The organism is Phenylobacterium sp. (assembly GCF_037968635.1).
Classification (GTDB): Bacteria; Pseudomonadota; Alphaproteobacteria; order Caulobacterales; family Caulobacteraceae; genus Phenylobacterium.
In genome coordinates, this window is sequence record NZ_JBBKVV010000143.1 from 1 (window position 1) to 13157 (window position 13157).

General features: G+C 69.6%; 13 protein-coding genes and 1 pseudogene. 11 read left to right on the forward strand and 3 right to left on the reverse strand.

What is annotated here, in order from left to right:
- A pseudogene (gene obgE / locus AAC997_RS16770) lies at positions 1–360 on the forward strand (GTPase ObgE); the annotation flags it as partial.
- Positions 348–1496 (forward strand): glutamate 5-kinase, encoded by a 1149-nt coding sequence (gene proB / locus AAC997_RS16775; protein WP_340646858.1) that lies wholly within the window; start codon positions 348–350, stop codon positions 1494–1496. The pseudogene obgE and the gene proB, both read left to right, overlap by 13 nt.
- Here the strand turns inward: proB and AAC997_RS16780 are convergent.
- On the reverse strand, positions 1493–3919 hold the full coding sequence (locus tag AAC997_RS16780) for an ATP-binding protein (RefSeq protein ID WP_340646859.1): 2427 nt from the start codon (positions 3917–3919) through the stop codon (positions 1493–1495). The two genes, proB and AAC997_RS16780, sit on opposite strands and share 4 nt — an antisense overlap.
- 221 nt (positions 3920–4140) lie before the next feature.
- Between AAC997_RS16780 and AAC997_RS16785 the strand changes: the two genes are divergently transcribed.
- The 9 genes from AAC997_RS16785 (at position 4141) to AAC997_RS16825 (ending at position 12164) form a co-directional block, all read left to right on the forward strand.
- Complete coding sequence (locus AAC997_RS16785) at positions 4141–5631, forward strand: aldehyde dehydrogenase family protein (protein WP_340646848.1); 1491 nt, start codon at positions 4141–4143, stop codon at positions 5629–5631.
- Positions 5632–5646: 15 nt separating this feature from the next.
- Positions 5647–6306 (forward strand): nicotinate-nucleotide adenylyltransferase, encoded by a 660-nt coding sequence (locus AAC997_RS16790; RefSeq protein WP_340646849.1) that lies wholly within the window; start codon positions 5647–5649, stop codon positions 6304–6306.
- A gap of 74 nt (positions 6307–6380) precedes the next feature.
- Positions 6381–6794 (forward strand): ribosome silencing factor, encoded by a 414-nt coding sequence (gene rsfS / locus AAC997_RS16795; protein ID WP_340646860.1) that lies wholly within the window; start codon positions 6381–6383, stop codon positions 6792–6794.
- Positions 6791–7255 (forward strand): 23S rRNA (pseudouridine(1915)-N(3))-methyltransferase RlmH, encoded by a 465-nt coding sequence (gene rlmH, locus AAC997_RS16800; RefSeq protein ID WP_340646850.1) that lies wholly within the window; start codon positions 6791–6793, stop codon positions 7253–7255. The genes rsfS and rlmH overlap by 4 nt, the downstream gene beginning before the upstream one ends.
- A gap of 6 nt (positions 7256–7261) precedes the next feature.
- Complete coding sequence (locus AAC997_RS16805) at positions 7262–8131, forward strand: peptidoglycan DD-metalloendopeptidase family protein (RefSeq protein WP_340646851.1); 870 nt, start codon at positions 7262–7264, stop codon at positions 8129–8131.
- 93 nt (positions 8132–8224) lie between these two features.
- Positions 8225–9610 carry a S41 family peptidase gene (locus AAC997_RS16810; RefSeq protein ID WP_340646852.1) on the forward strand — a complete coding sequence of 462 codons (1386 nt, stop codon included), beginning with the start codon at positions 8225–8227 and terminating at the stop codon, positions 9608–9610.
- A gap of 130 nt (positions 9611–9740) precedes the next feature.
- Positions 9741–10898, forward strand: coding sequence for a divergent polysaccharide deacetylase family protein (locus AAC997_RS16815; RefSeq protein WP_340646853.1), 1158 nt, complete (start codon positions 9741–9743; stop codon positions 10896–10898).
- A 10-nt stretch (positions 10899–10908) separates the two neighbouring features.
- Positions 10909–11400 carry an RNA pyrophosphohydrolase gene (locus AAC997_RS16820; RefSeq protein ID WP_340646854.1) on the forward strand — a complete coding sequence of 164 codons (492 nt, stop codon included), beginning with the start codon at positions 10909–10911 and terminating at the stop codon, positions 11398–11400.
- Complete coding sequence (locus AAC997_RS16825; protein ID WP_340646855.1) at positions 11400–12164, forward strand: alpha/beta hydrolase; 765 nt, start codon at positions 11400–11402, stop codon at positions 12162–12164. The genes AAC997_RS16820 and AAC997_RS16825 overlap by 1 nt, the downstream gene beginning before the upstream one ends.
- Here the strand turns inward: AAC997_RS16825 and sugE are convergent.
- A complete protein-coding gene (gene sugE, locus AAC997_RS16830) occupies positions 12161–12481 on the reverse strand; it encodes a quaternary ammonium compound efflux SMR transporter SugE (RefSeq protein WP_340646856.1) in 321 nt (106 codons plus the stop codon). The two genes, AAC997_RS16825 and sugE, sit on opposite strands and share 4 nt — an antisense overlap.
- A gap of 96 nt (positions 12482–12577) precedes the next feature.
- A partial coding sequence (locus AAC997_RS16835) for a hypothetical protein (RefSeq protein WP_340646857.1) occupies positions 12578–13157 on the reverse strand: 580 nt, incomplete at its 5' end.

Here is a 13157-nt window from a genome sequence, read left to right on the forward strand (position 1 = left end):
CGCTTCCTCGGCCACGTGGAGCGCACCGCGGTGCTGATCCATCTGATCGACTCGACACAGACCGACGTCGTCGAGGCCTGGAAGACCGTGCGGCATGAGCTGGAAGCCTATGGCGAGGAGCTGGGCGACAAGACCGAAATCATCGCTCTGAACAAGATCGACGCCCTCGACGAGAGCACCGTGGCGATGCAGCGCGAGGTGCTGGAGGAAGCCGCCGGGGTTCCGGTCCGCATCGTCTCCGCCGTCGCCGGGACCGGCGTAACGGAAATCCTGCGCGAAGCCTACGCCCTGGTGCGCGACCGCAAGGCCGCCGCAGCCGTCGGCAAGGGTGGCGAGGACGAAGTGGGCTGGAAGCCGTGAGCGGGATCGAGCGCGCCCGCCGGGTCGTCGTCAAGATCGGCTCGGCCCTGCTGGTGGGCGAGGACGGGACCGCCGACACCCTGTGGCTGGCCGCTTTCGCCGCCGATGTCGCCCGCCTGCGGGCTCGGGGGCAGCAGGTCCTGGTGGTGTCTTCCGGCGCCGTGGCGCTCGGCCGCCGCCGCCTGATGCTGGCCAAGCGATCCCTCACCCTGCCCGAGAAGCAGGCCGCCGCCGCCGCCGGCCAGTCGGCCCTCATGCGCGCCTGGGAAGAGGCGCTGGAACCCCACGACATCCACGCCGCCCAGGTGCTGCTGACCCGCGACGACACCGAGGTCCGGCGCCGCTGGCTGAACGCGCGCGCCACCGTCGAGACCCTGCTGGACCTCGGCGTGGTCCCGGTCGTCAACGAGAACGACACCGTCGTCACCGAGGAGATCCGCTACGGCGACAATGATCGCCTTGCCGCCCGCGTGGCCCAGATGATCGGCGCCGATGTGCTGGTCCTGCTGTCGGACATCGACGGCCTCTACACCGCCGATCCGCGCCGCAATCCGGATGCGAAGCACCTGGCCCGCATCGCCCATCTGACGCCCGAGATCGAGGCCATGGCCGGCGGCGCCAACGCCAGCGCCGGAGTCGGCACCGGCGGCATGGCCACCAAGATCGCCGCGGCCCGCATGGCCCAGTCGGCCGGCTGCGCCACCGTCATCACGCTCGGCCGCCGTCCCTCGCCGCTGGCCGCCCTGGAAGCCGGGGAACCGGCCACCGTCATCGAGCCCGCCCTCAGCGCCAAGGCCGCCTACAAGGCCTGGATCGCCGGAACCCTGGCGCCCGCCGGAACCCTGGTGGTCGACAGTGGCGCGGCCCGCGCGCTCGTCACCGGCAAGAGCCTGCTGGCCGCCGGCGTCCGCGCCGTCGAGGGCCGGTTCGAGAAGGGCGACGCCGTCATCGTCCGCGACCAGGCCGGCCGCGAGATCGGCCGGGGCCTGACTCGCTATGACAGCGCCGACGCCGCCGCCATCCTGGGATTGAAGTCCGACGCCATCGAAGCGGCCCTGGGCTACACCTCCGGCCCCGTGATCCACGCCGACGACCTGGCGCTGGGCCACGCTCCGGCGGAGGTTCCCGCGGTCTAGACCGCCTCGGCCCGCACCTCCGGCTGGGCTTCGGCGCCGGCCAGGGCTTCGCCGATGGTCTCGTAAAGCACGCCGACCTCGATGGGCTTGGCCACATAGGCGGTCATGCCCGCAGCCATGTACTCGGCGATCTGATGGCTCATGGCGTTGGCCGACAGCGCGATGATCGGAATCGGGGCCATGCCCTGTGTGGCCTCTGCCTGACGGATCGCCAGCGAGGCGGCGACCCCGCCCATCTCCGGCATCTGGATGTCCATCAGGATCACGTCGAAATCGGCCGTGGCCCAGGTGGCGACGGCCTGAAGGCCATCTCCAACCACCGTCAGCTCCACGTCCAGCGGGGCCAGCAGGGCGGCCAGCACCTTCTGGTTGGTGGGGTTGTCCTCCGCGGCCAGGATGCGCAGGCGGCGGTCCTGCGGCAGGCTAATCTCGCCGGGGGCGGCGCTGACCGGCGCGCGCGGCGTTTCGCTGACGCGCGGCAGGGGCAGGCTGACCCGGAACTCCGAGCCCTTGCCGGGCGTGCTGGTGACCTCGACCGCTCCGCCCATCAGCTCCACCAGCTCGCGGCTGATGGCCAGGCCCAGGCCGGTGCCGCCGAACCTGCGCTCGTTTGAGTCGTCCACCTGGGTGAACTTGGAGAACAGCTTCGGCAGGGCCTCGGCCGACATGCCGATGCCGCTGTCGCGGACGATGAAGTCCAGGCCCTCAGACCGGGTGGTGACCTCCAGGGACACCCCGCCAGCGTCGGTGAACTTCACGGCGTTGGACAGCAGGTTCGACAGGATCTGGCGGATACGGTCGGCGTCGCCAAGCCAGACTCCGGTGGCGTCCAGGTCGACAGTCACCTCCAGGTCCAGGTGTTTTGACGCGGCCGCGCCGGTGAAGGTGGAGACCGTCCGGGTCGCCAGGGTCTCGATGTCGAACTCGATCGGGGCCAGGTCCAGCTTGCCGGCCTCGATCTTGGAGATGTCCAGCACGTCGTTGAGCACCTGCAGCAGGCCCGCGCCGGAGTCGCGGATGATGTGCAGCCGCTCGCGCTGATCAGGGGCCAGGGCCTCGCGTTCCATCACCTGGACCATGCCCAGCACGCCGTTCAGCGGGGTGCGGATCTCGTGGCTCATATTGGCCAGGAACTGGGACTTCATCTTGTTGGCGCTTTCGGCCGCCTCCTTGGCGACCTGGCTGCGCACCAGCACAGCCTCCATCTCGCGCCGCTCCAGGGCGTTGCGGCGGAAGACTCCCAGCGCCTGGGCCAGGCGGCCGATCTCGTCCTCGCGGAACTCGAAGGGAATCTCGCTCTCCAGATCGCCGGCCGCCACGTCTCCCATGGCCTGGGTGATCCTGGCCATCGGGCGCACGACGCGGCCGATGATGAAGGCGGCCGACAGCAGGCCGAAGGCGCAGGCGACGGCCATCAGGGCGATGGAGAGCCGCACCTGACGCTCGGCGGCCTCCACCTGACGGGCGGCGTGCTCGGCGGTGAGGTCGAAGCTGACGCCGACGATGTCCATCAGGCTTTGCAGGCTGTCGATCATGTCGCGGTTCAGCGCCGGGGTGTCGATTGATGCGCCGGTGTCGAGGGCCGACAGGGCGTTGGCGCGGGCGGCGCGGAACTCCACGAAATAGGTGCGCTCCGCCCGCGCGATGGCGCTCTTCAAGCGCGGCGGGTTGAGCGCCAGGTTCGCCTGGCCGGTGATCATCTTGTGCGGCGCGTCGACGGCGCCGATGAGCTTGGCCATCGCCTCGCGTTCCGCCACGGTCAACGGCCGGCCGCGACCCAGCGCCTCGCCCACCAGCATCGCATCCAGGCCCGCGGCCTCGCGCGCCAGCCATGCAAGCTGTTTGACGGTCATCATCCGGGCGATGTAGGGGTCAGCCTGGGTGGCTTCGTTGGAAAGCTGGCCGGAAAGCTCCCCCAGCGCATCCACCAGGTTGGAGTTGGCGAGGAGCCAGGCTTGGCGCGGGGCGTCGGGACGGTGGCGATCGGCGGTCGCCAGGGCCCGGTCGGTCACCCCGCGCATGTGCAGGAAGGTCGATTGCCGGGCGCTGATCTCGTCCACCAGCCGACGCACGGCCGGGCCCTCCGAGACCACCGCCTCCAGCCGCGTCCGCGGCAGGCGGGCCAGGGCGGACTTGATCGCCGCGTCGGTGCTGACCCGAGCGCCATTCAGGCTCCGCAGCGCTTCGGCCGGCGGAATGTCCGGCTTGGTCAGGGCGATGGAGACCGCGCCGCGCTCCAGTCTCAGACCCTGCATGGCGTGGAACAGGTCACGCGAAACCTCAGCGGCCAGCAGCACCCGCTGGGCGGCCTGCTGGCGCTGATAGGCGTGCGTGGCCATCACCGCGCAGGTGATCACCAACGTGGCGACCATCACCCCGGCGATGACCTGGAGCATGACGCCCAGATTGAGGATTTTCTTCATCACGCCCACGGTCCCACCCCTCGTCCGGCAGGGTAGGCGTCAGACTGGTAACATCGGCTTAATCGCGGGACGTTCTGTCGCACTTGAGCGGTGAATTGCCGCATTCGGCAAAGGTGCTTACTAAGGCTCATCTTGAGCATATGGCGGTCGACGTGGGCGATGCGGCGGACAGAGGCAGGGCGGAAACGGCGAACGGTCGGCTGACCGCGCTCGCGCCCTCCATGGCCATCCCCTTTGGCGGCGACCGCGTGGCCTATGTCTCGCAGGACCTCGCCGAGGCCTTCCAGGCCGGCGACCGGCTGGTGGTGGTGCAGGACACCGGCGACCTGCTGCACGTTCCCGCCGCCGTCCAGGCCCTGGCCGACGCCGCCGTCGGCCAGGGCCATGACGCCTTTCAAGCCATGGGGTCGGTCAGCGACGGGGCCATCACCGCCTTCTTCGACGCCTTCGCCGCCAGGCTCGCCGACGACCAGGTCTGGGCCGCCATCGGCGCGGCCAACGCCACCGACGTGACCAGGGCCCAGGGCCGCGGCCGCTCCACCACCCGGCTGACGGTCAACGCGGCCATGCGCGCCGACATGATCGCGGGGCTGCAGGCCTGGCGCGACGCGCCGGCCGCCCGCGGCCGGGTGCTCGAAACCGTCACCCACGCGGGCTGGAGCGTTGACCAGGTCATGGCGCCCCTGGGGGTCGTGGGCTTCGTCTTCGAGGGCCGCCCCAACGTCTTCGCCGACGCCACCGGCGTGCTGCGCACCGGCAACACCGTGGTCTTCCGCATCGGCTCCGATGCGCTCGGCACGGCCCGCGCCATCGTCGAGCACGCCCTCGACCCCGCCCTGGCCGCCGCAGGCCTGCCGAGCGGCGCCGCGGCCCTGGTGGATAGCCCCGAGCACGCGGCCGGCTGGGCCATGTTCTCCGACAGCCGGCTGGCGCTGGCCGTCGCCCGAGGTTCGGGGTCCGCCGTGGCCCAGTTGGGCGCCATCGCCCGCCAGGCCGGGACCCCGGTCAGCCTGCACGGCACGGGCGGCGCCTGGATGGTGGCCGACACAGACGCCGACGCGGCCCGCTTCGAGGCCGCCGCCTACCACTCCCTCGACCGCAAGGTCTGCAACACCCTGAACGTCTGCTGCATCGTCCGCGAGCGCGCCGAAGAGCTGGTGCCGGTCTTCCTGCGCGCCCTGGAAGCCGCCGGCGAACGCCGCAAGGGCGCCAAGCTGCACGTCGTCGACGGCTCGGAGCGCTATATTCCCGCCACCTGGCGCGAGGCCCGCGTCACCGTTGGCCGGGCCGAGGGGGACCGCGAGGAACCCCTGGTGGAACTCCTGGCCGAGGTCGACCTCGGCCGCGAATGGGAATGGGAAGAGACCCCGGAGGTCAGTCTGATGGTGGTGGAGGACGCGGCCCAAGCCATCGCCCTTTTCAACCGCTACAGCCCCCGCTTCGCCGCCAGCCTGATCTCGCAGGACGCCGAGGCCCACGACCGCTTCTACGCGGCGATCGACGCCCCCTTCACCGGCGACGGCTTCACCCGCTGGGTGGACGGCCAGTACGCGCTGAACCGCCCCGAACTGGGTCTCTCCAACTGGGAGCACGGCCGCCTGTTCGCCCGGGGCGGCGTCCTGGCCGGGGACGGGGTCTTCACCGTCCGCGCCCGGGTCCGCCAGACCGACATCAACCTCGACCGCAATCCCGATACGGGCAAGCGGTTTTGATCCAGAGCAGAGACCATGTGGTTCGCGGGACCCGCCCGGCGCGTCCCTGAGGCCGGCCGGCCCGCGACCCTGCGCCTGGGCTTCACGCTCACGCGGGGCATGCGGGTAGGGCTCTATGGCGGCTCGTTCAATCCGGTCCACGCCGGCCACGCCCACGTGGCCGAGACCGCCCGCAAGCGGCTGAAGCTGGACCGGGTCATCTGGCTGGTCTCGCCGCAGAATCCGCTGAAGCCGTCCAAGGAGACCGCCAGCCTGTCCGAGCGCATGGCCGGCGTCCGCAAGGTGGCCCGCGGCCGGGCGATGATCGTCTCCGACGCCGAGACCGCCATCGGCTCGACCTACACCATCGACACCCTGAGGGTCCTGAAGGCCCGCTTCCCGGGGGTGAAGTTCGTCTGGATCATGGGCGCCGACAGCCTGGCCGGCTTCCATCGTTGGCGAGGCTGGACGCAGATCATGGGCGGCGCGCCCGTCGCCGTGGTCTCGCGGCCCTGGATCTCCCTGAGGAGCCGCTTCTCGCCGGCCGCGCAACGATTCAGCCACGCCCGGCGACCCGCAAGCCAGGCCCCCATCCTGGCCGGGACCGAGCCCCCCCGCTGGGTGTTCCTCACCGGCCCCCTGAACTTCCTCTCGTCGACCGCCATGCGGGCGCGGATGGGGGGATCAAGATCGTGATGTCAGGCGGACTGCCCCTTTCCGCGCAATCATGATATGAGGCCTTTTAGCGAGGCAAAAAAGGAGCTACCCCGCTGAGCCCTGACCCTGCGCCGAGTGCGCACGAAACCCCGATTTCGACCGAGGTTTCGACCGATCCCCAAAGTCGCATCGCCGCTTTGGAAGACCTTATCCTGGCCCGTCTCGACGACGACAAAGCCCAGGATGTCGTGTTCATCGACCTGAAGGGTAAGAGCGCGGTGGCCGACGGCCTGATCGTCGCCTCCGGCCGTTCGCACCGCCATGTCGGCGCCATGGCCGACCACCTGCTGCGCGCCCTCAAGGACGAGGGCTACGGCAAGGTGCGCGTCGAGGGCATGCCCCACTGTGACTGGGTGTTGATCGACACCGGCGACGTGATCATCCACCTGTTCCGTCCCGAGGTCCGCTCCTTCTACAATATCGAAAAGATCTGGTCGGTGGACTCGGCCCACATCGCCTTCACTTGAAACTGACGATCCTGGCGGTCGGGCGTCTGGCCCGTTCCCCCGAGGTCGAGCTGGTGAAGCTCTATGTGGACCGCGCCACCGCGGCCGGCCGCGCCCTGGGACTTGGTCCCGTCGAGGTGGTGGAGGTCGAGGCCAGGAAGCCCGGCAAGATCGCTGAGGCCGATGTCCTGCGCCCACACCTGACCGACGCCCACGTCATCGCCTGCGATGAGCGGGGCGCCGCGCGCGCCTCCCGCGACTTCGCCGCCGAGATCGCCAAGCTGCGCGACCAGGGCGTGCGGCGGCTGGTGTTCATGATCGGCGGCGCCGATGGCCTCGATCCGGCCCTGGTGGCCGCCGCCAACGGCAAGCTGGCCTTCGGGCCCCAGACATGGCCCCATGCCCTGGCCCGCGCGATGCTGGCCGAACAGGTCTATCGGGCGGTGACCATCCTGGCCGGCGGCCCCTATCACCGTGACTGAACGCCCTTGCTGACCCTCCGCCCCGCCTTCGTGATCGGCGCCTTCGCCAGCCTGGCGGTGGGCGTCGTGGCCGTGGCGGCGGCCGGCGAGCGCGACAGGCTGCAGAGCCTTAACGTCCGTGAGACGGTGCTGACCGCCGAGCAGGGCCGCAACCTCAATCGCCTGGCGCGGCTGCTCACCGTGCTGCAGCAGTTCCGCCGCGATCCGCCGCCCGCCCTGCTGGTCAGCCCCGACGACGCGGTCTCCGCCGTCCGCGCCGCCATCCTGGTCAAGGCCATCACCCCGGAGCTGCAGCGCCGCGCCCGGCTCTATGCGGCCGAGGCCAGCGAGATCGCCCGCCAACGCCGGCTGGCCGCCGTGGCCAGCGAGGCCCTGTTCACCGCCGACAGCGAGCTCGCCGAAGCGCGCCTGATCCAGCCCCCGGGCCAGCGCGGCCCGAGCCTGTTGCAAGACAACGACGGCGAGGTCACGCCGCCAAAGGCCCTGCTGGCGCCGGCCGAGGGACCGGTCGTGGGGCGTTTCGGAGAGGCTGTTCCCGGCGGCGGCAAATCGAACGGCCTGACCCTCCAGACCGCCTCCGGGGCGAAAGTCACGGCGCCGGACGCGGGACTTGTCCAATATGTGGGCCCGGTGAAGGGCTGGGGCGTGATCTTGATCTTAAGATTGGCCGGTGGATACCATCTGGTGTTGGCTGGCATGGACCGGGTGAACGTGGGCGTCGGACAATCCGTCGCGGCGGGCGCACCTGTCGGATGGATGGCGGATGGACGACAATCGCCCCCTGAGCTCTATCTCGAGGTCCGGGAGCGGGGCGCGCCGGTCAATCCGGGGCGCTGGATGAAGGGCGGCAACGGCGTCAGACCGTCCGTCGGCTAAGAAGATGACTTTGGAACCTGGTGGGGTTCTGTTGGGGACGTGAAGCGGTTAAGCGGCTCAATTCCGCCGCAAGGGAGCCCTAGGGCCTAATCTATGCGCAAGTATCTGTTGATCGGTGTTTCGGCCTTCGTCCTCGGGGCGGGCTCCATGGCCTATATCAGCCAGCAGGCCCTGGCCGCAGCGCAGCCGCGAGCCAAGACCTACAAGATGCTCGAACTGTTTGGCGACGTGCTGGACACCGTCGAGCGGCAGTACGTCACCGAGGTCGACGACAAGAAGCTCATCGAGGCGGCCATCGACGGCATGCTGACCTCGCTGGATCCCCACTCCGGCTACCTGAACCCCGAGAGCTTCGACGACATGCGCGATCAGACGCGCGGAGAGTACGGCGGGCTCGGCATCGAGGTCACCAGCGAGGACGGCGTGGTCAAGGTGATCTCGCCCATGGACGGCACGCCGGCCTTCAAGGCCGGGATCAAGGCCGGCGACTTCATCACCGCCGTCAACGGCGAGAGCGTTCTGGGCCTGTCGGTCAACCAAGCGGTCAAGCAGATGCGCGGCAAGCCCGGCGAACCGGTCACCCTGACCATCGCCCGCGAGAAGACCGAGCCCTTCGACGTCAAGTTGGTGCGCGAGGTGATCAAGCCCAAGTCCGCCACCGCCAAGCTCGAGGGCGACTACGGCTATCTGCGGGTCTCGGCCTTCAACGAGAAGACCACCGACGAAGCTGAGGCGGCCATCGCCGACCTGCGCGCCAAGAATCCCAAGATGAAGGGTCTGATCCTGGACCTTCGCAACAATCCGGGCGGCCTGCTCGACCAGGCGGTCGGCATCTCCGACCTGTTCCTGGATGGCGGCGAGATCGTCTCGCAGCGTGGGCGCGATCCCCGCGACGTCGAGCGCTACAACGCCCGTGCGGGCGATGCGACCGGCGGCCTGCCCGTGGTGGTGCTGATCAATTCCGGTTCCGCGTCGGCGGCCGAGATCGTGGCCGGCGCCCTGCAGGACCGCAAGCGCGCGGAACTCGTGGGCCTCACCAGCTTCGGCAAGGGCTCGGTCCAGACCGTGATCCCCCTGCGCGGCGGCATGGACGGCGCGCTGAAACTGACCACGGCGCGCTACTACACGCCGGCCGGCCGCTCCATCCAGAAGACCGGCATCCAGCCGGACCTGGAGGTGGCCGAGACCCGCGACGAGGCTCAGTCCATCGCCAACCGCGCCTTCCAGTTCAGTGAGGCCTCCTTCCGCAACGCCCTCAACGCCGAGGAGGGCAAGACCCGTATTGGCGCGCACGAACCGGCCGAGGCGCCCCCGGCGGACTTCAACACCACCACCGGCGACTTCCAGCTGGCCCGCGCCAAGGATGTGCTGCGCTACGGCTCGGTGGCCGCCACCCCCAAATTGCCCAAACCGGCCGCCAAGATGGCCGAGGTGGTCTCCAAGCTGCCCAAGCTCGAACCCAAGCCGGTGGCGAAATAGTCTCCCAGGCGGGGCTCACCTCCGAGCGCCGCCTGCGACCCTCCGCCGTGCTGCGGCGCGGCGAAAAGTAGCCCTTCATTAACCATGATCGCGCAGGCTCCGGGCTGAAGCCTCGCGCGTGGTCATGTCTATGTTTTCCAAGAAAAAGCTCGTCACGGTCGCCGCCGCCCCCGGCCCGGGGAACAGCGCACAGGAGCTGTTCGCCAAGGCCATCGCCAACCCCTATGTGGGCGCCGGCGGCGCGGCCTTCCTGTTCATGACCGCGGCCCTGATCCTGGTCACCCTGATGGGCGACCCGAAGGCGGGGACCCCAGTGGTGCGGATCAGCCTGGCCAAGGTCGCCGCCATGGCCGCCCCTCCCGGCTGGCGCGAGGCGCTGACCGCCGACCATCCGGGCGGCACGACGCTGTCGAACGACATCTTCCGCCTGTCGGAAAGCCCGATCGGCGCAGGCGCGGCCTTCGGCCAGGCGGTGATCACTGTCCCCGGCCGGCAGCCTTTCCACGCCGCCGATCCCCTGCCGCCCGCCCCGATCGCGGGTCTGACCGCGCAGGGTTCGGGCGGTCCGCTGCCGATCATCGGCCCCAATGGCCGCACCCCCGCCGAGGCCTATGCCCGGCCCTTCGCCAGCAACGGGCGGCCCAAGGTCGGCCTGGTGATCGGCGGCCTGGGCCTCAACGCCACAGCCACCCGCCAGGCCATCGAAAACCTCCCGCCGGAGATCACGCTGTCCTTCGTGCCCTATTCCGACGGTCTGCAGGGCTGGATCGACCTGGCCCGCCAGAACGGCCACGAGGTGTTGCTGGAAGCCCCCATGGAGCCTGTCGACTATCCCGACAATGATCCCGGCCCCTACACCCTGATGGCCCAGGCCCAGGGTCAGGAGACGGTGAAGAAACTGGAATGGCTGCTCAGCCGCGCCACCGGCTATTTCGGGGTCACCAACTATCTCGGCTCGCGCTTCGTGGGTTCCGACAGCGCCATGACCACCTTCACCGGCGCCTTGCGCGGCCGCGGCCTGGCCTTCATCGATGACGGCTCGGCGGCGCGGCGCGGCGGTGGCCTGCCCCGGGCCTCGGCCGACCGTATCGTCGACGACCAACTGTCCGTTGAGGCCATCGACCAGCAGCTGCTGTCCCTCGAGGCCGGCGCCCTGCAACACGGCCAGGCCCTTGGGTCAGGCTTCGCATACCCTGTGACGCTGACTCAGGTGGCGCAGTGGGCCCAAAGCGTGGAATCTAGGGGCTACCAACTGGCGCCGGCCTCGGCGCTGACCACACGCAGGTAACCTCGCGCCTATGGACGACCTCGCCGCCTATCGCCCCAATGTGGGGGTGGTGCTCTTCCACCCCGATGGCCGCGTCTGGCTGGGACGGCGGCTGAACACGCCTGAGCCCTACAACTGGCAGTTCCCGCAAGGCGGCGTGGACGCCGGCGAGGACCTCTATGTCGCCGCCAAGCGCGAGCTGGCGGAGGAGACCGGGGTCGTCTCCACCACCCTGCTCGGCCGCACCGACGGCTGGATGGCCTATGATTTCCCGCCCGGCCACAACGGCAGCAAGATCGCCAAGGGCTGGAAGGGTCAGCGACAGGTCTGGTTCGCCCTGCGCTTCGACGGCGAGGAATCCGAGATCGACCTTGGCGGCGACGGTCATCCCGAGTTCGACGCCTGGCGCTGGGGCAAGCTTTCCGAGGCGCCCGACCTGGTGGTCCCCTTCAAGAAGGCCACCTACGAGGCTGTCATCACCGCCTTCCACGACTTCGCGGGCCTGCCTGGCCGCGCCGCCTGATGGCCGCGCCCATCGTCATGGTCCACGGCGCCTTCTGTGGCGGCTGGGCCTTCGAGGCGTTCCGCGCGCCCTTCGAAGCCGCCGGCCACCCGGTGCTGACGCCGGACCTTCGCGGCCACGGCGACGACGAGCGCCCTGGCGTGGTCAGCGGTGTCTCGATGACCGACTACGCCAAGGACATCGCCGCCCTCTGCGCCAGCCTGCCTGAGCCGCCGATCCTTATCGGCCACTCCCTGGGGGGCCTGGTCTGCCAGCTGGCGGCCAAGCGCGCGCCGCTCAAGGCCCTGATCCTGCTGGCCCCCTCGCCCCCCTGGGGCGTCGCCGGGTCCTCGATGGAGGAGGCCGTCACCGCCTTTGGCCTGATGATGGGCGCGGCCTTCGCCCAGAGCATCAGTCCCGACCGCACCCTGATGCGGACCTACAGCCTCGACCGCATGCCCTCCGCCGAGCGCGAGGCCGCCGTGCAGCGCCTGCGCCCGGAGAGCGGCCGGGCCCTGTGGGAGGCCCTGAACTGGTGGCTGGACCCCTTCATGACCACCAGCGTCGGAACCGGCGGCATCGGCGTCCCATGCCTGGTGATGGTGGGCCAGCGCGACGTGGTTCACCCGCCGATGACCGCCCGCCAGACCGCCCAGCGCCTGGGCGCCGACTACATCGAGATGGCGGGCATGAGCCACTGGCTGCTGGGAGAGACGGGCTGGCAGGACGTGGCGACGCAGGCCTGGGACTGGCTGGAGACGCTCGACCTTCGCGCGGCGGTCTAGCTCTTCCCGAAGATCTTCAGCCCAAGAATCCCGGCGACGATCAGGCCGACACACACCAGCCGGGCCACGGTCACCGGCTCCTTGAACAGCACGATCCCCAGGATCACCGTCCCCACCGCCCCGATCCCGGTCCAGACCGCATAGGCTGTGCCCAGGGGCAGGGTCTTCATCGCCGCCCCCAGCAGGGCCATCGACACCAGCAGGCTCGCCCCGGTGAAAACCGTGGGCCAAAGCCGTGTGAAGCCGTCGGTATATTTCAGGCCCACGGCCCAGCCGATTTCACAGAGACCGGCGACGAACAGGATAAGCCAGGCCATCGGCTGTCCTCCCAAGACCGGGGCGTCCCGGAAAAGAAAGAGACGCCGCGGTCGTCCGCGGCGTCTGATCCTGGATTGGTGCCGGAGGCTGAAGACCTAGAACTTGCGTTCCGAATAGAGCACTTCGCCCATGTCCCACTTGCCGTTCACCGAGGAGCCGTCCGGCTTCTTCAGCTGCAGGAACACCAGGCCGATCGACTCGCGATCGGTGAAATACTCCCAGGAGTTGGTGATCCGCTTGTAGTCGGTGGCCGGCACGAAGTCGTTGCGCTGCTGGAGCAGCTCGGGCTGGTGCAGCAGCGAGAAGATGTTCAGGCCCACGATGATCGGCTTCTCGCCGTCCAGCGTGTAGTTCAGAGCCATCCGGCAGACGTCCTTGTTGGACCCAGGCGCGAAGACCGTCAGCGTGTAGGGCTTGGTCACGAGGGTCTGGGTGTAGGTCTGTTCGCGCTTGTTGAACTTGAAGCCCTGGTCCCGGGTGGCGAGCTTGCTGATGTCCCCGCCGCGGACCATCGGCACGCAGATGCGGTTGATCACGTCGATGATCTGGCCGACCTCACCGGTGGTGGGAACGGCGTAGACCTTCTCCGGCTCGGGCGCGGGGGCCGGCTCGGCGGCAGGCGCCGGAACGGTGGAGACCGGCGGCGCGGCCGGCGCCATCGCGTCGGCCGGCATG

Excerpts from the sequence above, each read along its gene's own strand:
- AAC997_RS16790 (WP_340646849.1), top strand. The coding sequence starts at position 5,647 with ATGTGGTTCGCGGGACCCGCCCGGCGCGTCCCTGAGGCCGGCCGGCCC.
- AAC997_RS16825 (WP_340646855.1), top strand. The coding sequence starts at position 11,400 with ATGGCCGCGCCCATCGTCATGGTCCACGGCGCCTTCTGTGGCGGCTGG.
- AAC997_RS16820 (WP_340646854.1), top strand. The coding sequence starts at position 10,909 with ATGGACGACCTCGCCGCCTATCGCCCCAATGTGGGGGTGGTGCTCTTC.
- AAC997_RS16780 (WP_340646859.1), bottom strand. The coding sequence starts at position 3,919 with ATGAAGAAAATCCTCAATCTGGGCGTCATGCTCCAGGTCATCGCCGGG.
- sugE (WP_340646856.1), bottom strand. The coding sequence starts at position 12,481 with ATGGCCTGGCTTATCCTGTTCGTCGCCGGTCTCTGTGAAATCGGCTGG.
- AAC997_RS16785 (WP_340646848.1), top strand. The coding sequence starts at position 4,141 with ATGGCCATCCCCTTTGGCGGCGACCGCGTGGCCTATGTCTCGCAGGAC.
- AAC997_RS16815 (WP_340646853.1), top strand. The coding sequence starts at position 9,741 with ATGTTTTCCAAGAAAAAGCTCGTCACGGTCGCCGCCGCCCCCGGCCCG.
- AAC997_RS16810 (WP_340646852.1), top strand. The coding sequence starts at position 8,225 with ATGCGCAAGTATCTGTTGATCGGTGTTTCGGCCTTCGTCCTCGGGGCG.